The following is a 20081-nucleotide window of genomic DNA, read 5'->3' as shown; positions in this document are numbered from 1 at the left end:
TCAAGTTGATTTCTCAATGGAGCAAAATGAATGAAAAATTTCAAGGTGATGGCGATTGCCCTGGCGGGACTGGCGTATTTTGCGGCGGACAGTTATCAGGTGATGGCATCGGACGCAGAATCTGCCGCACCACCGGCCTACTATGTCGCCGAGTTTGAAGTTACCGATCCCGAGGGGATGAAGCCTTACAGTGCGCAGGTCGAATCAACCTTCAAACCCTATGGCGGACATTTCATCGTGCGAGGCGGAAAAACCATTTCGCTTGAAGGTGAAGCACCAAAGCGTCGCCGTGTGGTCATCGAGTTCGCGAGCGTCGAAAAAGCCCAGGCTTGGTACAACTCCGCGCAGTACACAGAACTGAGGAAAGTCCGCCAGCGTTCAGCCAAGACGGACGTCTACTTGATCGAGGGAGTACCGGCGCGGTAGTTCCGACTTTGTAAATTTAGGATATTGTTTAGCGGGAAACCCCGATCAATAGCAGAAGAGAGATTTCATGTCCAAACTCGCAGAATTCCGCCAGCTCGAAAAACACCTCGCCGAACAGCTTCAGGCGCTCGAAGCCCTCAAGGGTGACGCAGGCCTCAAGAAAGAAATCGAGTTCGAAACCAAGCTGCGTGATTTGCTCGCAAAGTACGGCTACAGCTTGAAGGACGTGATCAATGTGCTCGATCCACAGGCAGGTCGCCGCGCTCCAGCTGTCGAGTCCAAAGCGGGTAGCCGCAAGCCTCGCCAGTTGAAGGTCTATAAAAACCCGCACTCCGGCGAAGTGGTAGAGACGAAGGGCGGCAATCACAAGACGCTCAAGGAGTGGAAGACAAAGCACGGCGCCGCGACCGTAGAGTCTTGGCTGACCAAGTGATGTGTTGATTGAGTAAAAAGGCCCGATAGGGCCTTTTTTGAAACTCTTATTTGGAGATCGCTGTTACCTGATCACTAATAAGCTGGGCCAAAATTCGCACAGGCTCCGTAAAACTCTGTCGAGACCGATGTACCAACCCGATATCCCGGTGAAAGGTGTGTTGTCCCAAATCGATCGCCCGTACACCTGTGGGCCATTCCTGATGGGGTTTTGTCTGCGGCACCAGAGCTACGCCTACACCCTTTTCAACCAGCTTGATGATGGCCTCCAGTTCATCCAGCTCGCAAACTTCCTGCAAGGTGAAATGCATCTGCCGCAGGAAACGGTCGACCTGCCTGCCGCCGAAGGATGATCGGTCATAGCGAATGAATGGCTGGCTGGACAGCAGTTCCGACCAGTCTTCTCCCTCTAGGTCACGTGGCACGATCAGTCGATAGGGCTCTAGCGCCAGTGTCGTCCAGCGCAGGTCACTTTGAAGGGAGAAAGGCGGGCGAATGATCACGGCCATGTCGATCTCGCCGGCGTCGACGAGGTTCACCATCTCCATTGAAAGGCCCGGGATAACACGTGTGCGGCACTGCGGACACTGTTTGTGAAACTTTGCGAGCGCATCGGGCAAATAGGAGCGCTGCACGGACGCGATCGCACCGATGTTGACCAGCACGCTGGGAGGCTCGCCCAGCGTTGTAGAGCCCAGATTGTCATAAAGTCTCAGCAGCTCTTGCGCCTGCAGAAGTATCTGGTGGCCCATTTTGTTGAGATGGGCCGAGCGTCCTTTCCTGTCGAAAATTTCGAACCCGAGCTCGGCTTCCAGGCGCTGGATTTGCGCGCTCACGGCGGCCTGAGTCAGGCCGATCTTGTTGCCGGCAGCGGCGAACGTGCCTTCACGCGCCACAGCAATGAGTGTCTTCAGTTCTTTGATCATTCACAAATATTAGTTGTGTTTCTAAGAAATATATATTGATTTTTATGTTTGGCTTCCCGTCCTACGATGTTTCCCATCCACGGCAACGGCTTAATCCAGAGAGCCAATGGCGGTGGAAATGTTCGCCAACCAACAAAAAATATTTGGAGTTCTCATGAGCCTCTCGCCATTCCACCTTGCTATCCCTGTTTACGACCTGGCTGCAGCTCGCACCTTTTACGGTGAGGTTTTTGGTCTTGAAGAAGGGCGCTCCAGCACGCAGTGGGTAGATTTCGATTTTTATGGTCACCAACTGGTGATTCATGAACATCCAAAAACCGCTTCGCAGGAAAGCGTGCATAGCAACCCGGTTGACGGACACGATGTTCCAGTTCCGCACTTCGGCATCATTTTAGGTTGGGAACAGTGGGAGGCACTGGCCGAACGTTTGAAGTCGTTTGGTACCGAATTTGTGATCGAACCGTACATTCGTTTCAAAGGCCAAGTGGGCGAGCAAGCCACCATGTTTTTGTTTGACCCGTGCGGCAACGCTCTTGAGTTCAAGGCGTTCAAGGATATGAGCCAGCTCTTCGCCAAGTAACAACAGCCATGGCACAACGGCGTTGTGCCATTTGATTTCAAATGAGCTGGAAGCTCATGACTCTAGCAACTGCGAATAGACGCAGACCTTTCACTCCAACAAGAAGGCTAGACATGAAACGTATTCCCCTGGTGTGGCAAATCGTTGCCGGGCTATTGCTTGGCGTGCTTGTCGGTTGGTACTTCAATACGCATCCGCAGTATCAGGCATGGGTGAGTTCGGAGATCCTAAAACCGCTCGGAGATATCTTCATCAAGATGATGAAGATGGTGGTTGTACCGATTGTGTTCTGTTGCATGATTCTGGGCATCGCAGGCGGTGGCGATAACAAATCGTTTGGCCGCATGGGGATAAAATCGCTGGGCTACTTTTTTGCAATTACGGCCTTGGCCATTGTCATCGGCTTGTGTTTCGCCAATGTTTTCGAGCCGGGGACGGGCACCGACATTTCCGGTATTTCGCACGGCACCGCAGCGATCACTCTGGAGCCGGCCAAAGGCGCATTGGTCATCTTGCAGAACATCGTCCCTGACAATGTGCTGGTTGCTATGTCAGAAGCGAAGTTGCTGTCCGTGTTGTTTTTCGCGGTGCTGTTAGGCATGGCATTGAACGCTCTGCCGAAGGACAAAAGCGCACCCTTCATCGCGGTCGTTCAGAGCCTTTCCGATGCAATGTTCAAGGTCGTCTCAATCGTCATGGCTTATGCACCGATCGGCGTGTTTGGAATGATCGGCGCGACCGTGGCGACGTTTGGTTTCGCCTCATTGTTGCCGTTGCTCAAGCTAATCGGGGTGGTTTATCTGGCGCTGATAGTTTTCGCGTTGGTGATACTTGGCGGCATTTGCTATTTGATCGGCGAAAACATTTTCAAGTTGATCAGGTACTTTCGCAATGAGCTTATTCTGGCGTTTTCGAGTGCCGCGTCCGCCGCCGTCATGCCGCAGTTGATGACGCGATTGGAGAACTACGGTGTCCCGCGTCGGATCGTCGGTTTTGTGGTGCCAGTGGGTTATGCGTTCAACCTGGATGGCGCATCGATTTTTCTCGGTGTGGCAACGATCTTCGTGGCGCAGCTCTATGGCATCGACCTTTCTCTGTCGCAGCAGATCCTGCTGGTGGTGACGATGGTGCTGACCTCAAAGGGAGCAGCAGGGGTACCCGGTTTTGCCATCATCATCCTGTCAGCGACATTGGCGTCCGCCGGATTACCGTTGGAGGGCGTGGCGTTGATCGCAGGCATCTTCAGGATTATCGACAGTGGCACCACCACGCTGAACGTATTGGGCAATGCCATTGCACCGTTGGTTATCGCCAAGTGGGAGAAGGTTGCACTGAAACCTTCTCAGCCGCACACGGCAGCAAGCGTTTAGTCGCGTTCGTCAGATACTGGAAATAGTTACTAGACGACCGGTCTAGTTCTGATTAGGCTGTGCTCACTATGAAAAAACCTAATCAAGACATGCGACAACACATCATCGATGTAGCGAAGGCATTGATGACCCACAAAGGCTACACCGCTGTCGGTCTTATGGAAGTGCTGAAGGCGGCGGGTGTACCTAAAGGGTCGTTTTATCACTACTTCTCCTCCAAAGAGGAATTCGGCCAGGCACTATTGGAGGAATACTTTCAGGAGTACATCGGGCGGGTGGACGTCGTTATGGCGGCGCAAGGGACGGGTGCCGAGCGGCTCCTTGGCTATTTGCGCTATTGGGCGAAGACGCAGGCGTTCGATCATCCCGAGGAGAAATGCCTGGTGGTGAAACTCGGCGCCGAAGTGTGCGACCTGTCGGAAGACATGCGCGGCGTACTGGAGGAGGGCACAGCGCTGATCATCGAGAGAATCACGCGATGTGTTCAGCAAGGAATGGCTGATGGCTCAATCACTTCGGCTCAAGACGCAGAATCACTGGCTGAATCGCTGTATCAATTGTGGTTGGGGGCATCGCTTCTGGTAAAAGTCCGCAATACGACGGCTGCCTTTGATACGGCACTGATCACGAGTAAGCGCCTGCTGGCATAGGGGCATTTTTTTTAAGCTTTTAACTAGACGACCGGTCTATTCATTTGGAGTTTTTATGATTGATATTGCCGCAGACACCGACCTGTTTTCCCCTATGACCATGGGGGCGATACAACTGGCTAACCGAATTGTCATGGCCCCCGTGACTCGCAGCCGAATGGCCGACGACGGCGTGCCGAATGAAATGCACGCTACTTATTACGCCCAGCGTGCCAGCGCGGGCCTGATCATTGCCGAGGCCACAAACATTTCGGCTCAGGGGCGTGGCTATGCCATGACGCCCGGAATCTGGACAGAGGAGCAGGTAGCAGGCTGGAAAAAAGTCACTGACGCAGTGCACGCGGCCGGCGGAAAAATCGTCAGCCAGTTGTGGCACGTAGGTCGCTTCTCCAGCGTTGAGTTGCAGCCAAACGGCGAAGCGCCGGTCGCGCCCTCGGCAATCAAGGCCGAAGGGACCACCTATACCAACAATGGCATGGTCGAAGTGTCCATGCCTCGGGCGCTTGAGACCTCAGAGATCCCGGGGATCATCGAGCAGTACAGGCATGCGGCAGAAAATGCCAAGCGAGCCGGTTTCGACGGTGTGGAAGTCCATTCTGCCAACAGCTATCTGCTCGATCAGTTCCTGCGTGATTCCACCAACCAGCGGACTGACCGGTACGGTGGCTCCATCGAAAATCGGACACGACTGACACTTGAAGTCACCGAAGCCGTGGTAGCAATTTGGGGTAGTGATCGGGTCGGCATCCGCCTTTCACCCGTAACTCCTGATGCAGGTAACACGCCTCCAGACAGCAACGTCATGGCGACCTACGGTCACCTCATTCAACAGTTGAACAGATTCAATTTGGCCTATCTGCATTTCGTCGAAGGCGCGACAGCCACCTCTCGTACCGTTCCTGAAGGGGTGGATCTGGACGCGCTGAGTGCGCAGTTCGAAGGTTCGTACATTGGCAACAACAACTATGACCTGGAAATGGCGCTGGAGCGCAGGGCGCAAGGGCGGATTGATGCCGTGGCGTTTGGTCGGTTGTTCATTGCCAACCCCGACCTGGTAGAGCGCCTGCGTCGCGGTGTCGAGCTGACCATAGCTCCGCGCGAGAGTTACTACGGCGGAGGCGCCAAGGGCTACATCGATTGGCCAACGGCCAACTCCAACTGATTAGAGATTCCCTTTGCGTCAGTTCGGCGCGGGGAGGCTTCGTCGCGAAAACATTTCGCCGCACAAGAGGTACTCAAATATGAATTATTTGCAAAACAAGGTTGCCATCGTCACTGGCGCATCTTCCGGCATTGGTGCTGCCACCACCCGCGCATTGGCCGCACAGGGCGCTCGCGTCGTGGCAGCAGCACTCGATCAGCACGGGTTGGAAGCGTTTGTTGCCGAGTTGCGTGAGGCCGGGAGCGACGTGGTCGCGTTCACTACAGACGTTACCCATCTGGTTCAAACCAAAGCGCTCGCGAAGTTTGCACAAGATACCTATGGCGCAGTGGACATCCTGGTCAACAACGCCGGTCTGATGCTCTTTTCCAACTGGGTCGATCTGGCCGTGCAGGATTGGGAAAAGATGATCGATGTGAACATCAAGGGCTACCTCAACACTACTGCTGCTGTGTTGCCATTCATGCTTGGACAGAAATCCGGGCAGATTCTCAACATGGACTCCGTTGCAGGCCACCAGGTCGGCCCCGCGGCGGGTGTTTACAGCGCTACCAAGTTCTTCGTCCAGGCCATGACCGAATCCATGCGAAAGGAGTTGGGCGTGCAGCATGGCATCCGCGTCAACACTGTCAGCCCGGGCGTGATCAATACCGGCTGGGCGGACAAGGTCAGCGATCCTGAAGGGCGTAAGGCTGCCCAAGAGCTGAACCGGATTGCCATTGCGCCCGACGATGTTGCCCGCGCAGTGATCTACGCGCTCAACCAACCGGAAAACGTCACCGTCAACGATCTCATCATCTCGCCGACTCGCCAGGATTGGTGATTGTCGTTTGAGTTTCCCGTGTCCGATTGACCAAAAGTCACCGGCAACATGCAACCAGGAGTACATCATGAGTAATCCAACCTACGTCCAGGAATACGACGCGATCGTTGCTGTTCTGAGTCAGTACAACGAAGGTGGTGCCAAGGCTGACAGCACTTTGATGAAGCCCGCGTTCAACGAGCAAGCAACCATGTTTGGCGTCGACGGCGACAAGCTCGTCGGCGGCGCGATCCAGAATCTGTACGACGTCATCGACAACTCTTTCCGCCCATCTCCCGAAGCCAAAGCCGCGATCGTTCGCATCGACATCGTGGGCACTGCCGCCAGTGCGCGCGTTGATACTGACAATGTTTCGGGGTATCGATTCACCGACTTCTTCAACCTGCTGAAGGTAGAAGGCAAGTGGACGATCGTCAGCAAGATTTACCACACCCATCCGACCGCTTGAGCATTTGAGCGCGTCTGGCGGCGTGTGTTTTACGTCGCCCTAATAAAAGGAGAGAACCATGTCAAAGAACATCAAGGCAGTACCAACCTCCGAGTACAACGCTGTCATCGCTACCGCCAATCAGTACGTTGAAGGTCTGCGTGTGGGCAGTGCAGAAGGCGTTGCTCAAGCTTTCCATAAAGACGCTGTGATGTACGGTTTCACAAATGGTGAATTGCTTGGCGGCCCGATCAAGAATCTGTTTGATTTCGTTCAGAAGAATGGCAGCGCCCCAGAAATTACGACTCGCCTCGATATCTTGGCAATCACACCCACGACAGCCGTTGTGCGTGTCGATATGGAAAAGGATGCGATCGGTGCCGACTACAACGACTACCTGACCCTGATCAAAATCGACGGCACCTGGAAGGTCATCGCCAAGGTTTATCACCAGTTCGAAGGTTGAGCGTTCACCGATCCCGGTTGAATCAATCCCGGGATCGGAGCTCGTTCATCGTCAAATGGAGAAGCGATCATGAGTAAGGTTTTCATCATCGGCGCCGCTGGCAAAGTGGGGCGGCGATTGGTTAAGCAGCTCGTCGGGCGAGGTCACGAAACGATCGCACTGCATCGGAACCCGGAGCAGGAAAGTCAGCTTGCGGCCCTGGGCGCGACGCCCGTTATAGGCAATTTGCTTGAGCTGGATCCCGGGCAAATGGCGCGACTTATGTCGGGCATTGATGCCGTGGTCTTCACCGCAGGGGCAGGCGGCGCAGGTATGGATCTGACTAATGCGATTGATGGTCGGGGATTGGAGTTGGCAGTGGCCGCGACAATTCAGGCAGGTGTCCGGCGTTTCATTCTGGTCTCGGCCTTCCCCGATGCGCTGCGTGGTAGTCCGTCATCCGAAGGTTTCGAAAATTACATTGCCGTGAAAAAACGAGCTGATGCTCACTTGGTTGGGACGGGTCTGGATTGGGTAATTGTGCGTCCAGGAACGCTTCTGGATGACCCAGGCACTGGCAGAATCCGTGCTGACGTTGCTATTCCTTACGGTGAAGTTTCGAGAGATGACGTAGCAGCGACACTTGCCGAGTTGATCGAACAGCCCAGGGTGAGTCGAGTCATTATCGAGCTTACTCAAGGTGACATGCCAGTCTCCGACGCTGTTCGCAGGCTTGGTCATGAGCGTTGCTTGCAATGACATTAGTTTTGATTGGCGCTACGGGGCTGGATGGACGCGAGGTTCTGAAACAGGCGCTCGACGATCCACGGATCAGCCTGGTGGTTGCGCCGACTCGCCGTGCTCTTACAGCACATATCTGAAGGGAGATACACGATGCCGATGGTTGAGTTTTCCGCTGTCTTGGACAGCAATGTTGGACATGCCTGGAGCGTGTTGAAAAAATTTGGAGAGATTCATAAATGGCATCCATCGATTGTCGAAAGCAGCATTGAGGACAACCAACCTGATGGATTGGTCGGCTGTATTCGCAGACTCACGCTGGCCGATGGCGCAGTTGTCAGGGAGCGTTTGTTATCGGTCGATGATCACAATACAACGCTATCCTACCGCTTCGAGGAGGCGCCATTACCGCTGGACAACTATGTTGCCACGGTGAAATTGGCCTCTCTCACTGGACAGCCCAAGACGTTCATCAATTGGTCTGCAAGCTTTGACCTGCAAGATTTGAATACAGCAGACGACTATCAGGAACTCATACGTGGACTGATCGTGGATGGTCACAATAGCCTTCAGCTGTTTCTAAACAGGCATTGAACATTTCAAAGAATTGACGCGTACAGGCTTGGCCAGGCAAGTATTCTAAGCGTGGATACCAAAGGCCCTGGAAGCTGATGATTGTCGGCTCAAAGCAGTGCTGAAGCACAAAGCCCTCGCGTGATCAGATGGTGGAACAGGAAGCGACCGAACTCGCCGGCACCGCAGAGCGCCTGAGCTCCAAAATCTTTCGCTCATGAACAGCTCCCCATTCCCGCATGGCACTCACCAAAGGCGCGAGAGAGTTGCCTAATTCTGTCAGCGAATACTCAACCTTTGGCGGCACCTCGCGATAGATTTCGCGATGTATAACCCCATCAGTCTCCAGCTCTCTCAACTGGAGTGTCAGCATCCTCTGAGTGATATCTGGAATGAGGCGTCGGAGCTCGTTGAAGCGCTTCGTTCCAGACATCAAGTGAAACAGTATGAGCGATTTCCATTTTCCACCTATGACATCGACAGTAAACGCGACGGGACAAGCGAAGGCCTCAATTTCATTCTGAGGGTTACATTTTTTCACTGAAATCACCATGGTATAAAAAGTGTGCCTACAGCACAAAATTGTGCGTACTTACACGCAAGTGGTGTGTAAGTTAGCATGATTCCATATTGACCAGTATGGAATCCGCCAGATGAGTTTGTTGTTATCCCCCCATGAAATTAAAGGCCTTAAACTGAAAAACCGGGTCGTCATGTCCCCCATGTGCATGCACATGGCAGCGGATGATGGCTTTGTCACTGATTGGCACCGCGTTCATTATGGAGCTCGCGCACTGGGTCAGGCGGCGCTGATTTTTCCCGAGACGCTGGCTATCCAGGCTGACGGTCGTATCGGGGCTGGTGACCTTGGGATCTGGAGCGATGAACACGTTGTCGGCTTGAAAGGGCTAACCGAACTGCTTCACAGCTTTGGTGCGAAAGCCGGCGCTCAGATCGGCCATGCGGGACGCAATGCCGATCTGCCCAACCTTATTCATATCGCCCCGTCGGCGATTCCGTTTACGGATTCCAGCCCTGTGCCTCGGGCACTCGCGGCTGACGAAATTCCGGGTTTGGTGAAGCTTTATGGCGATGCCGCACGACGCGCCAGTGAAGCGGGCTTTGATGTGCTCGAGATCCATGCCGCTCACGGTTATTTGCTGAGTGAGTTCCTATCCCCACTCGCCAATACCCGCGATGACGAATATGGCGGTGATGCCAAGCGTCGCTATCGCTTCCTGCGCGAAGTGCTGGAGGAAGTCAAAACCCATTGGGGCGATCGTCCTCTGTTTGTTCGTATCTCCAGCTCTGATTACGCCGAAGGCGGAAACACACCCGAGTCATTTCTTGAATACGGTCGCTGGATGAAAGAGCAGGGCGTCGATCTGATCGACTGCAGCTCCGGTGGGATCAAAATGATCAAGGTTCAGACTTATCCAGGTTACCAAGTACCGGCCGCTGAGTTGCTACGTAAGGAGCTGCATATTGCGACGGGTGCAGTGGGTGTGATTCAGAGTGGTCGTCAAGCCGAGGAAATCCTGCAGAACGGCCGAGCTGACTTGGTGTTTGTCGGACGGCAAATGCTGCGCGATCCATTTTGGGTGCGTACTGCAGCAGATGACTTGAAAGAAGCCATTGAGATTCCTGAAGCCTACACTCGTTACGGCTCTGTATGGCTAGATACCAAAGCGTGAATTTGCCCTCGTCATAAGCGTGCCAGACCTTAATCCAATTCGACTCGATGAACCAGGAATACACCATGAGCAAACCTACTTACGTTCACGAATACCAAGCCATCACCGAGGTGCTGAATAAGTACATTGAGGGCTGCAAGCAAGCGAAAAGCAGCATCATGAAGCCAGCTTTCGATGAGCGAGCAACCATGTTCAGCGTCGATGTAGACGGTCACTTGGCCGGTGGTGCAATTCAAATCCTTTTCAAGGGTATTGATGAAGGTTTTCGCCCGTCCCCTGATGCACCGGCAGCTATCGTCCGCATTGAAATCGTTGGTACGGCCGCGAGCGCACGCATCGACGCCAACGACATGTCCGGCATTTCCTTCACCGACTTTTTCCACCTGTTGAAAGTCGATGGCAAGTGGGCGGTCGTCAGTAAGATCTTTCACACCCACGTCGCGCCTTGACCCTCTGTCGTCTATGAGTCTGCGGCAATTGAGGCTTCCCATCACTCATCAATAAAAATGGAAGCGTCATGAAAACCCTTACATCTGCTCTCGCTCCGACGGTCGTCACTCTTGCGCCCGTTAGCGCGTACGCCACCACATACCCGGGAGTAGAGCAAAACTGTGAGATTCACGGGCCATTACTCCTGCGGTGCCAGCGCAGCAATCAATTCGTGGGAGGTCACTATTGAGTGAGCGAAAGTCGGCCCGTTCAGGTCGTGGGCGGCGTGCATCATTTCCGCACGGAAAGCGGCGGTCGCGTCACGCACCAAGGTGACGTGGTAGCCCAATTCCGAGGCGTAGCGGGCGGTCGCTTCGATGCAGGTATTGGCGAGCAGGCCGACGATGATGACGTGGGTGATGCCTTTCTGCTTCAGGCGAAGATCGAGGTCGGTATTGGCAAAGCCGCTGGCGCCCCAATGTTCCTGTACGACAATGTCGCCGTCCTTCGGCGCGAAATCGGGATGCCATTCACCTCCCCATTCACCGCGTGCGAAGTGGTGCATGTGCATAATTTTGCATTGGGTCGGTGTTGGATGGCCCCAGCCTTCGTAGTCGCCGTGTTCCCAGCGGTGGTGCGGCACAATAACCACCGGAATGTTGTGCGCTCGTACGGCGCGATCGAGGGCCCGCAGGTTGTCGAGCAGCCCGACCTGGTCGGCAATTGGCTTGATCAAGGGGAATACCTTGCCGTTCTCCGAGAGGAAATCGTTGTACGGATCGACCAGCAGATAAGCGGTGCGGTTCAGCGGATAGAGGGCATTCGACATGACGATGTACTCCAAACAAGTTGGGTGACCGGTGCCGTGGGCTTGCCCGGGGCATCGTGTTGGTAGTCGCTTTGTCAGGCTGTAGCGGACTCTCGTGCCACCTGCCTGAGGATGTGTTCGTATTCCTTGACTGAATGCGATCCGGACACCAACTGACGACCATTCAGCACCATGGCCGGGACCGAATTAATTCCGCGTTCAAGGTAAAACCCCTCAAGTTCGCGGACCTCGCTAGCGAACGCCTCGCTAGTCAAAATCTCGCGAGCTCGGGTGGTTGAAAGTCCTGCTTCACCGGCCAGGCGCACCAATGTTTCGTGATCGCTGGGGTTCTGGCCGTTGGTGAAATAAGCCTCGAGCAGGATTTTCTTCAGCGCAACCTGGCGGCCGTCCTGCACAGCCCACAGCAGAAGGCGATGGGCGTCGAAGGTGTTGTAGAAATGGCTGCGCTTTTCCAGGTCGAACTGAAAACCGATGGTTTTGCCACGCGCGATGATCATTTCATTGCGCGAGGCAACTTCTTCGGCGCTGCGCCCATATTTGCGCATCATGTGCTGGATGGCGTGCTCGCCCTCGGCCGGCATGTCCGGGTTCAGTTCGAAAGGCTTGAAGGTCAGCTCCACTGCAACTTCGCCGGCAACATTAGCGATGGCTTGTTCCAGCGCTTTGGCGCCGAGTGCGCACCAGGGGCACACCACATCCGACACAAAGTCGATCCTGACAGGAAAAGTCATTTCTTCGACTCCGTCAGCTGTTGGCGGTACTCAGTGGTGGTGATTCCGGCATAGCCCCAGTTATCGGTATCGACCTCTTCAATGACGATATGCGTGAGGTGCGGATCCTTGTTGAGCACTGTTTGCATGGTTCTGGTTATCTCGGCGATGACTTGGGATTTCTGTTCCTTGGTGACGCCATCGCGGGTGATACGAACGCTGATGAAAGGCATGGGGAAGTCTCCTGTTGGCGCCCCATCGACATGATGAGGTGAGCAGTGGGATGGACTTTAAAGTGTCGCTTTCAGTGGATAAATCAGGGGCGGAGAACATCACTTGTGACGCTGTGTAATCAATACATCTGCAGAAGGTAAATCGCCCTCCCTGGCGGCGGCCGCAGGGGAGGGCGAATGCTACGGCAGGAGGAATGAATCAGTTCTGCGCTTTGCTCATGTGGGTGAAAAGCTCGGTGGGTACTTTCTTGCCGTTGGAAAGGTATTGGTTGCTTCTGAACTTGTAGACCTCGCCTTCAGAAAGAAAACCATCGTGGTTGGTGTCCATCGCTTGAAATTCTTCACCGCCCTGAGGTGCCACAGCCAGGAGTTCTTTAAGAGAGACGCGACCATCATGGTCGGTATCTGTGCGAGCGAAAGAGTCGTCACCACACTTGCCTTCACCGCACTTGCCTTCGGCAGTCACGGACTTGTCGCTGGCTTGGCTGGCACCGCATTTGCCTTCGCCACACTTGCCTTCGCCGGCCTTATCCGCCGATGCCAGTTGATAGCCTTGGGACAACGGCTCAACAGCAAAAGCTGCAGACGATGCCAGGCTCATGCCACCGGCTAAAGCGATAGCGGCCAGGCCAAGACTTTTTGTGTTCGAGAAAGATTTACGGTACATGGTGATTCTCCAGATACTTTGCGCGGCCAGGCCGCGGTTCACGCCACAGGGCGAATAAACCCGCAAAGAAGCTCTAGGCGAAGTGGGAAAAGCCTTGAGTTACAAGGCTAATGCGCGCAAGCGTCTTCCACTTCGAGGGCGACCTTATTCGGGTAAGGCTTATTTAGCCGGAGTCATGTATCCACGATGTATCAAGCGAGAGATGCATTTGTAAGCCAATCCCAAGACTTCGCGTGCAGGTACATAGAGATACAAAAGCTGACCTCGGCCTTTGCGCGTCAATCAGGACAACAGCTTTAAAACGGGTGTCGCAGCTACCCCGACAACAGCTTGCTCATGCAGCTTGCGCAGCAGAACCAGCGCGTCGGCAACGAAGCTGGTCACATCTGATGCACCAGCCTCTGCAGCCAAAGCATGCAACTGCGCTCGACCATCCATGTCAGGGAACTGCTCGATCCGCTGCAACAATCGGAATGCCAGCGGGCTGACGTGGGAGAACTGCACTTGACCACTCGGCACCCGGCTGATCAGCAGCAACGTCGGTAGTTCTGGCGGTTCAGAAGGCAGGTGGCCTGGCCCGAGACGATGTACGGCCCAGGTGTAAGCCAACGGCCAGACGAGCGGGGATAGCCGAAGGGGTCGGTCGAGTAACTGCGCCGCATCACTGGTCTCCAGCGGCGCAGCGTCCAACTGTTGCAGCGCCATCTCCACCCACTCGTAATGGGCCAATTCAGGTAAGAACGGGTACCAAGGATGCTCAAAACCAGGCGCGTCCTCCAGGCTCGCTACGAAGTCTACAAACTCGCGTGCAATTTCTCCGAAACGTGGCGTTTGCGCGCGGTGGTCACGCAAAAAACGTCGGACCAGCGCACGCCAGCCAGCATCGCCCAACACGGCAACCAGTACCGGGAACGTTCCGCCCAGTAAACTCAGGAGATTATTGAACACCAGGTTCAGATAGACCTGCGCTCTTGCGGGATTCATCTGCGCAGGCGGCGCGTAACTGTCCGGGTCACGCAGGTAACGGGTCAACGCGAGCTGCTGACTGTGCAAACTTGAAGTGGAGTCAGCCATCGACGGTCACCCGCACCAAAGCATCCGCGTCGCGCTGCAACCGCCTGATGGTATTCAGCTCAGCCACAAGTTCGTCGTAAGACGGAAAGTTGAAATCGCGCTCCAGCAGCGTTGGCTTTACACCAAAGAGGCCATAAGCCTGTTCCAGCAATGACCAGACTACCGGTTTGACCGAAGCACCATGGGAGTCGATTATCAGGTCATCGGCTTCGTCGTAATGGCCAGCCACGTGCATGGCGACTACGCGTTCTGGTTCCACGCCGGCCAGGAAAACCGTTGGATCAAACCGATGGTTCACTGAGTTGACGTACACATTATTAACGTCGAGCAACAGGTCGCAATCGGCCTCGCGAAGTACTGCATTGGTGAACGTAAGTTCGTCCATATCCTGATGAGCAGCGGCGTAATAAGAGACGTTCTCTACGGCAAGACGGCGGCCGAGGATGTCCTGTGCACGACGGATGCGCGCAGCAACGTGCTGAACCGCCTCCTCAGTAAATGGCAACGGCAGCAGGTCGTATAGATGGCCATCGTCACTGCAGTAACTCAGGTGTTCGCTATAAAACGGCACGTGGTAGCGATCGAGAAATCCTCGTACTTGCTCAAGAAAAGACTCGTCCAGAGGCGCACTGCCACCTAGCGACAGTGACAGGCCATGGCATGACAACGGGTAGCGTTCAGCTAGAAACTGCAGAGCATCCCCATGCGCGCCGCCGATGCCGATCCAGTTCTCTGGAGCAACCTCTAGAAAATCGAAATCCCCGACTGGAGCGTCACGAAGTGTCTTGAGTAGTGCGCGGCGCAATCCGAGTCCAACGGTCGGCTCATGAGGGGGCTGTGGAGCTAAAGATATTGATGATGAAATGTTCGTTTGCATTCGCTTGATTCTCCGACTCGATGTAACTGACGAAAGCAATGACGATTCAGCGTGCATTCAAACGCTGGATACACCGATGGATGAATGCATCCAGGCTCAGCTTGCCGGCCCCAGTGAACAGCAGCGGCACAAGTGCTACGAGGTAGATCAAGGGCAGCTTGTAATTGCCGTAGCCCTGATTGCTGATGGAGTAGCCTCTTGCGAGTTCGCTCAACGTCGACCAGTCTGCTGGCCAATGAACTGCGGCAGTTGCCACAACGGTGACCACGATGAGGATCAGTGCTGAAAGACGTGTTCCCAGGCCTACAAGCAAAGCAATGGAACAGAGCAGTTCTGCCCACATTGATAACTGCCAATTGAACGTAGCGGGCAGCTGATTGAAGGGAAAAGGAAAGGCACCTTGAATGCTTGGGAACCAGTTCTCACCGTTCCACTTTTCCCACCCGGCCTCAAAAAACTCCCACGCCAGAAAAACGCGCAGGCTTAAAGGCGCGATCCAGTCTCCGACGCGATCGAGGTTAAGGCGCAGCCGATTCAAGACCGATGACGTGTTTGTTTGCATTGATTTAAACCTCCGACTTGTCGTCAAGAAAGTGGAAGCATTTCAGGTGCTCCCAATGAGAGGTGCCAGGCACGGTACCCACTGCGCTGGCCGTGACCGTAGTTCATCGGGTTGGTGTATCTCGCTTGTGTCTTGCGCTGCTGGAAGCTCAATGTTGTGTAACGCGTCCGCCTCTATACACACTTAGATACAGACCAATACCCGACAATGGTTGTGGCAAGGTTTGATTCATTCGAGATGTCACGTCCAACTGAACACCGTTGTTCCAAATGCGTCGAAGAAGGCTAAGCCACTCTCGTTCCCAGCCATTGAGTTCAACTTCCTGATGCTCACCAACCTTTGGTATGTCGTCCTGCCATCCACGCAATTGACCAACGAACTTGCGGCAGTACGCTTGCTTGGCCAGCCATTCGTTGCCTTTCGTGACGACAAAGGGAAGGCGCATCTTCTGTCCGATGTCTGTGTCCATCGTGGTGGCTCGCTTTCGGCCGGCGCCAAAGTCGGGGAGAGCGTGCAGTGTCCCTACCACGGGTGGCGGTTCGGAGCGGACGGCATCTGCACACATATCCCGGCACAGCCGAATTTGCGCATCCCCGCCAAGGCTCGAGTCGATGCCTATCCCACACTTGAACGCTACGGCTGGGTCTGGGCATTTCTCGGCGATCTGCCCGAGCATGAAAGGCCGCCGCTACCCGTGCTCGACTGGATAGATGACGCGAACACTCGTGTGGTTTCCGGGTATTTCGACTGGGAGGCAAGTTGGGATCGGGTCATTGAGAACGGGCTCGACTTTGCGCACGCGCCATTCGTTCACGGCAGCACGTTCGGCGACCCTGATCATCCTGAGATCGATGCATTTGAAGTGGATGGCGATGCATGGAGTGGGCGCGCGAAGATGATCATGCGCCGCCCAAAACGCACCGGGTTATTTCGACGAAAATCTGCGACTGAGCGGGTGAGCGTGGAGACGATTCCAGGCTTTCATCTGTCTGGTCCGTGCACGACGCTGGAACTTGAATTGCCGAATGGGTGGCGAATCCACATTGTCTCGGCGCATGTCCCCATTGATGCCAACCGCACGCGAACCTGGTGGATGATGGGCCGGACATTCCTCCGATCCCGACTGTTTGACCGACGTTTTGTTGCCAGCAATATTCGGATTTTCGAGCAGGATCATGAAGTGCTGAAGAACGTCCGGCCAGAACGTGTACCGGATTCCTGGCAGCAGGAAGTGTCGTTGAAGTCGGATGCACTGCAGATTTTCTTCAGGCGTCGTGTGAAGGAGTTGGAGCAGAACGGCTGGCGTATCGATGAAGACCGACTTGGACGAGAATTTACGGGGCGAAAGGCGTGCGCGGTGCCGAGCCCCGGACGTCGGCAGGCGCGTGCCTGGGCGATTGAGACCATCCCGCTTACGCAGGTTGAAGCAGTCGAAGACGCTTCAAAGCTGTAGCGGGATTGCGCCTGAAATCACGCGCCATACCGTTTCCTATCTGTTCTGAAACAGCCTAGGGGATCAAACGCATCTTCCGCAGTTTGTCGAACACGTCAAAAAACGCCTGATCGCTCGCCTGGTAGGCAGTGAAGCCCATCATGCGGCTTTTCGACATGTCCGTGACCACTTCGATGGGACGACCAAGATCTGCATCGGTATGCCATGGGGAAATCAGGCGACTGATATCCGATTCCTTCAAAGCGTGTTCGGCAACTATCTGCGTCCATACGGCTTGGTCGTCAGCCATCTGCTTCTCCAGAGGAGAGGGCGACGCAGGATAATCAGCAGCAGGCAAGTCGAAGTATTCGGCAATTCGGCCCCACATCCATTTCCAGCGAAATACGTCGCCATTGGTGATATTGAACGCCTGGTTAGCCGCAGCCGGGGTGGTGGCCGCCCACAATTGTTGTTTCGCCAACTGCCGCGCGTCCGTCATATCGGTGAGGCTGTCCCACTGCACCCTCGATCCGGGAAACACAAAGGGGCGATTGGTGTGTTTGCACACCGAGGCATAGACGGCGAGGGTGGTTGCCATGTTCATCGCATTGCCCACGGCGACCCCGGTGACGGTGTGCGGGCGATGGACGCTCCAGGTGAAGCCGTCCTGTTCAGCAGCGGCGAAGAGTTCGTCTTCCTGGGCGTAATAGAAATTCTCGACATCCAGACGACCTTGTTCCTCGCGAAACGGTGTCTGCGGAAGGCTGCCTTTACCATAGGCTTCGAACGGGCCGAGGTAGTGCTTCAGGCCAGTGACCAGTGCTACGTGTTCGACGCTCTTGGCTGGGCGAACCGCAGCGAGCACGTTGCGTACCATGGCGGCGTTAACCCGAATGTTCTCGGCTTCTGTGGCTTGCCGTGACCATGTGGTAATGAACACGTGAGTGGGTTTCAAATCCCTCAGCGCCTGTTCCAGCGACGCCGGGTCCTGAAGATCTGCCGCGACAGGGATCACGCCTTGCGCTTGCGATGGATGCCTCGAAAGGGCGGCGACCTGCCATTTGTTGTCGATGAGTAACTGGGTGATGGCGCTGCCGACAATGCCGCTGGCGCCCACGACTAAAGCTGTCTGGGTCATAGGTTTCTCCTGGATTTGAGTTTGGGAGTCCGTGTGGGCAGCAGAGGTTCAACCGGAAAATCCGTTAGAGTGTTCGCTACTCCCTGTAGAAGTCTGTGAACAATGACTCGTCCGCTGTTTGTTTCTCTGGATGGCCCCAAAGGCGTCGGCAAAACCTCGCTGTTGGAGGCGATCACTGAAGCCCTGAGGGCAGGCAACCAGAAAGTCATCCGACTGTGCGAGAAAAAAAGCGACCCGTTCAGGGGCGAGACAATGCATCTGGTGAACCGGCTCGCCCGACATCCTGACCGGGATCTGGAACTCGAAGTCTGCCAACGCCTGGCTGATAGCCGCCGCTGGATCTCCCGGCACGTGCTGCCCAGACAACCCACCGACAGCATCATCCTGATCGATCGCTGGTACCCGTCCGAGGCCGCCTTTCGCCGGACAGTCCCGTTTGCAGAAATCCTGCAGCTCAATATTGATCGCAATGTCCAAGTGCCCGACCTGCATGTCGGGGTGGTCACAGCGCCGGAGATTTCGTGGGCGAGGGCAGGGGCACGACGGCGCGGCCTGAGCAGCACTGTGCTTCGGGGGCTTGAGGAGCATGCCGCTTGCACTCGGGCGTTCGAGCAAGCCGCTGCCGATCAGGGTTGGTTTTTGTGCCGGAATGAGGGAACGATCGAGGAGGCGACGAGGCGGGTGGTCGTGGAGATCAATCAGGTGATGAGCCGCCGGAATATTCCCTTGGTCTGATGCGTGAGCACGCGCGCGAATCTGCGCCGCCGACGAGCGGTGCAAATATTACAAAGTATTTCACCGCTCAGCGAGGTCAAGTAGTCAGGTTTATTCAGAGGTTTCAAGATGAGATTTGCACGTTTTTGCCAGGCACTTTCCAACTGGGCGGGTAGCCCGAAGACCTTTTTGACAGCGATCCTCCTGATCGTCGCCTGGGCGGGAACAGGGCCATATTTCCACTACAACGACACCTGGCAACTCATCATCAACACGTCGACCACGATCATTACGTTCCTGATGGTGTTCCTCATTCAAAACACCCAGAACCGCGACAACGACATTTTGCATTTGAAGATTGATGAGCTGATACGCGCCACCAATGAAGCGCAGAACGCCACGCTGGGTCTGGAGAAGATGGAGGCGCGCGAGCTGAGAAAATTGCGGGACCGGTATCGTGCGCTGGGTGAATCGAGTGAGATTGATGTAGAGCCGATCCATGATAATGGCGCTCGTTAGGATTTCGAGTGGTGGTCTTTTTTCTGTCGCTATCGTGACGGTTCACAAGCGGCAATGTTTTTGATCTTCACGATCGCTCAGTGCTCGTGGACCAATCCGCGCTCTGTTCCGGGGTAGTTCAGCGTGGGCGAATCCCTCGCAAAACCATCGTTCGACTGAGCGCGGCGACCGAAAAGATTTGCAGGTGGCCGGGCGTTCAGCGGTGAGATCCAAGCCTGCCTTCACAGCCGAGGGACTGTCAGTTATGCGTTGTTAGTGCTTGTTAGCGCCCGGCTACCGAAGTATGTCGCGTGGAGACTTTTTCGCTGCCCACTCAAGCCTCTGCAGCGGTTTTCGATGCCCGTGGCCTGCAGGAAACGGCAGTACGATCTACGAACATTTTTGACATCCCTGTCTCTTTGCCATCGTCACGATCATGTGGGAAACGGCTGATATTTATTTCGCAGAATTCCTACATTTTGTTTGCCTCACCAGCAAAAAACGTGGTTATTATCTGCCGGCGCTTCGGGTCACAAACCCGGCGCCAGAAGATTGCCGTGTGTCCACAGACCCGGCAGTCGCAGCCGATCGGGACCACCCTGGCGCTGTCATCCCCGCGCAGGTTGTTCCTCGTCGTTGACCCTCAAAATGGAAGGCGAGGTTTCAATT

26 protein-coding genes are annotated in these 20081 nt (G+C 55.0%); 16 read left to right on the top strand and 10 right to left on the bottom strand.

What is annotated here, in order from left to right; translation table 11 throughout:
* The first annotated feature begins 30 nt into the window (after positions 1–30).
* Positions 31–426 (top strand): DUF1330 domain-containing protein, encoded by a 396-nt coding sequence (locus tag BLU71_RS08540; RefSeq protein ID WP_083352805.1) that lies wholly within the window; start codon positions 31–33, stop codon positions 424–426.
* A gap of 67 nt (positions 427–493) precedes the next feature.
* Entirely contained in the window at positions 494–859 is a 366-nt protein-coding gene (locus BLU71_RS08535) for a histone-like nucleoid-structuring protein, MvaT/MvaU family (protein WP_042609978.1), read from the top strand.
* A gap of 46 nt (positions 860–905) precedes the next feature.
* Here BLU71_RS08535 and BLU71_RS08530 read toward each other — a convergent pair whose 3' ends face one another.
* Positions 906–1784: a LysR substrate-binding domain-containing protein gene (locus tag BLU71_RS08530; protein ID WP_064362382.1), complete on the bottom strand. Its 879-nt coding sequence runs from the start codon at positions 1782–1784 to the stop codon at positions 906–908.
* Between the two features lie 154 nt (positions 1785–1938).
* Here BLU71_RS08530 and BLU71_RS08525 point away from each other — a divergent pair, with 154 nt between their 5' ends.
* From BLU71_RS08525 to BLU71_RS08485, 9 genes are all read left to right on the top strand, one after another.
* A complete protein-coding gene (locus tag BLU71_RS08525; RefSeq protein ID WP_039762906.1) occupies positions 1939–2364 on the top strand; it encodes a VOC family protein in 426 nt (141 codons plus the stop codon).
* A gap of 113 nt (positions 2365–2477) precedes the next feature.
* Positions 2478–3734, top strand: coding sequence for a cation:dicarboxylate symporter family transporter (locus tag BLU71_RS08520; RefSeq protein ID WP_065617356.1), 1257 nt, complete (start codon positions 2478–2480; stop codon positions 3732–3734).
* A 68-nt stretch (positions 3735–3802) separates the two neighbouring features.
* Positions 3803–4384: a TetR/AcrR family transcriptional regulator gene (locus tag BLU71_RS08515; protein WP_064362378.1), complete on the top strand. Its 582-nt coding sequence runs from the start codon at positions 3803–3805 to the stop codon at positions 4382–4384.
* A 55-nt stretch (positions 4385–4439) separates the two neighbouring features.
* Positions 4440–5546, top strand: coding sequence for an alkene reductase (locus BLU71_RS08510; protein WP_064362377.1), 1107 nt, complete (start codon positions 4440–4442; stop codon positions 5544–5546).
* Positions 5547–5625: 79 nt separating this feature from the next.
* Positions 5626–6369, top strand: coding sequence for an SDR family oxidoreductase (locus BLU71_RS08505; RefSeq protein ID WP_083352804.1), 744 nt, complete (start codon positions 5626–5628; stop codon positions 6367–6369).
* A gap of 67 nt (positions 6370–6436) precedes the next feature.
* Positions 6437–6817: a nuclear transport factor 2 family protein gene (locus tag BLU71_RS08500; RefSeq protein ID WP_064362371.1), complete on the top strand. Its 381-nt coding sequence runs from the start codon at positions 6437–6439 to the stop codon at positions 6815–6817.
* A gap of 58 nt (positions 6818–6875) precedes the next feature.
* On the top strand, positions 6876–7262 hold the full coding sequence (locus BLU71_RS08495) for a nuclear transport factor 2 family protein (RefSeq protein ID WP_048728942.1): 387 nt from the start codon (positions 6876–6878) through the stop codon (positions 7260–7262).
* Positions 7263–7331: 69 nt separating this feature from the next.
* Positions 7332–8000 carry an NAD(P)-binding oxidoreductase gene (locus BLU71_RS08490; RefSeq protein ID WP_064362369.1) on the top strand — a complete coding sequence of 223 codons (669 nt, stop codon included), beginning with the start codon at positions 7332–7334 and terminating at the stop codon, positions 7998–8000.
* Between the two features lie 135 nt (positions 8001–8135).
* Positions 8136–8576 (top strand): SRPBCC family protein, encoded by a 441-nt coding sequence (locus BLU71_RS08485; protein ID WP_064362367.1) that lies wholly within the window; start codon positions 8136–8138, stop codon positions 8574–8576.
* 124 nt (positions 8577–8700) lie between these two features.
* On the opposite strand, the gene BLU71_RS08480 is transcribed toward BLU71_RS08485, so the two are convergent.
* A complete protein-coding gene (locus BLU71_RS08480; protein WP_083352803.1) occupies positions 8701–9096 on the bottom strand; it encodes a winged helix-turn-helix transcriptional regulator in 396 nt (131 codons plus the stop codon).
* A 112-nt stretch (positions 9097–9208) separates the two neighbouring features.
* On the opposite strand from BLU71_RS08480, the gene namA reads away from it, so the two are divergent.
* Together namA and BLU71_RS08470 are read left to right on the top strand one after the other, a co-directional pair.
* The gene (namA, locus tag BLU71_RS08475) at positions 9209–10249 is read left to right on the top strand and encodes an NADPH dehydrogenase NamA (protein WP_064362363.1); all 1041 of its coding nucleotides are present in this window, start codon (positions 9209–9211) and stop codon (positions 10247–10249) included.
* Between the two features lie 65 nt (positions 10250–10314).
* Positions 10315–10698 (top strand): nuclear transport factor 2 family protein, encoded by a 384-nt coding sequence (locus BLU71_RS08470; RefSeq protein WP_064362362.1) that lies wholly within the window; start codon positions 10315–10317, stop codon positions 10696–10698.
* Positions 10699–10877: 179 nt separating this feature from the next.
* On the opposite strand, the gene BLU71_RS08465 is transcribed toward BLU71_RS08470, so the two are convergent.
* The 7 genes from BLU71_RS08465 to BLU71_RS08435 form a co-directional block, all read right to left on the bottom strand.
* A complete protein-coding gene (locus BLU71_RS08465) occupies positions 10878–11507 on the bottom strand; it encodes an isochorismatase family cysteine hydrolase (RefSeq protein WP_083352802.1) in 630 nt (209 codons plus the stop codon).
* Positions 11508–11581: 74 nt separating this feature from the next.
* Positions 11582–12238 carry a DsbA family oxidoreductase gene (locus BLU71_RS08460; protein WP_083352801.1) on the bottom strand — a complete coding sequence of 219 codons (657 nt, stop codon included), beginning with the start codon at positions 12236–12238 and terminating at the stop codon, positions 11582–11584.
* Positions 12235–12450 carry a tautomerase family protein gene (locus tag BLU71_RS08455; RefSeq protein ID WP_042609975.1) on the bottom strand — a complete coding sequence of 72 codons (216 nt, stop codon included), beginning with the start codon at positions 12448–12450 and terminating at the stop codon, positions 12235–12237. Before BLU71_RS08455 ends, BLU71_RS08460 begins: the two co-directional genes overlap by 4 nt.
* Before the next feature lie 199 nt (positions 12451–12649).
* Entirely contained in the window at positions 12650–13117 is a 468-nt protein-coding gene (locus tag BLU71_RS08450; RefSeq protein WP_083352800.1) for a hypothetical protein, read from the bottom strand.
* 282 nt (positions 13118–13399) lie between these two features.
* The gene (locus tag BLU71_RS08445; RefSeq protein ID WP_083352799.1) at positions 13400–14191 is read right to left on the bottom strand and encodes a DNA-binding domain-containing protein; all 792 of its coding nucleotides are present in this window, start codon (positions 14189–14191) and stop codon (positions 13400–13402) included.
* Positions 14184–15068 carry a DUF692 domain-containing protein gene (locus BLU71_RS08440; RefSeq protein ID WP_083352798.1) on the bottom strand — a complete coding sequence of 295 codons (885 nt, stop codon included), beginning with the start codon at positions 15066–15068 and terminating at the stop codon, positions 14184–14186. The genes BLU71_RS08445 and BLU71_RS08440 overlap by 8 nt, the downstream gene beginning before the upstream one ends.
* Positions 15069–15114: 46 nt before the next feature.
* Entirely contained in the window at positions 15115–15630 is a 516-nt protein-coding gene (locus BLU71_RS08435) for a DoxX family protein (protein ID WP_083352797.1), read from the bottom strand.
* A 325-nt stretch (positions 15631–15955) separates the two neighbouring features.
* Here BLU71_RS08435 and BLU71_RS08430 point away from each other — a divergent pair, with 325 nt between their 5' ends.
* Positions 15956–17083, top strand: a complete 1128-nt coding sequence (locus BLU71_RS08430; protein ID WP_083352796.1) for an aromatic ring-hydroxylating oxygenase subunit alpha — start codon at positions 15956–15958, stop codon at positions 17081–17083.
* 55 nt (positions 17084–17138) lie between these two features.
* On the opposite strand, the gene BLU71_RS08425 is transcribed toward BLU71_RS08430, so the two are convergent.
* Positions 17139–18200, bottom strand: a complete 1062-nt coding sequence (locus BLU71_RS08425; RefSeq protein WP_083352795.1) for an SDR family oxidoreductase — start codon at positions 18198–18200, stop codon at positions 17139–17141.
* A gap of 102 nt (positions 18201–18302) precedes the next feature.
* Between BLU71_RS08425 and BLU71_RS08420 the strand changes: the two genes are divergently transcribed.
* Positions 18303–18935 (top strand): dTMP kinase, encoded by a 633-nt coding sequence (locus BLU71_RS08420; protein WP_083352794.1) that lies wholly within the window; start codon positions 18303–18305, stop codon positions 18933–18935.
* Positions 18936–19043: 108 nt separating this feature from the next.
* The gene (locus BLU71_RS08415; protein WP_042609968.1) at positions 19044–19433 is read left to right on the top strand and encodes a low affinity iron permease family protein; all 390 of its coding nucleotides are present in this window, start codon (positions 19044–19046) and stop codon (positions 19431–19433) included.
* The last annotated feature ends 648 nt before the right edge of the window (positions 19434–20081 follow it).

Origin of the sequence: Pseudomonas moraviensis (genome assembly GCF_900105805.1) — a bacterium.
Lineage (GTDB): Bacteria > Pseudomonadota > Gammaproteobacteria > Pseudomonadales > Pseudomonadaceae > Aquipseudomonas > Aquipseudomonas moraviensis_A.
The sequence above is the reverse complement of the archived record's forward strand: the minus strand, read 5'-3'. Positions and strand labels throughout refer to the sequence as shown.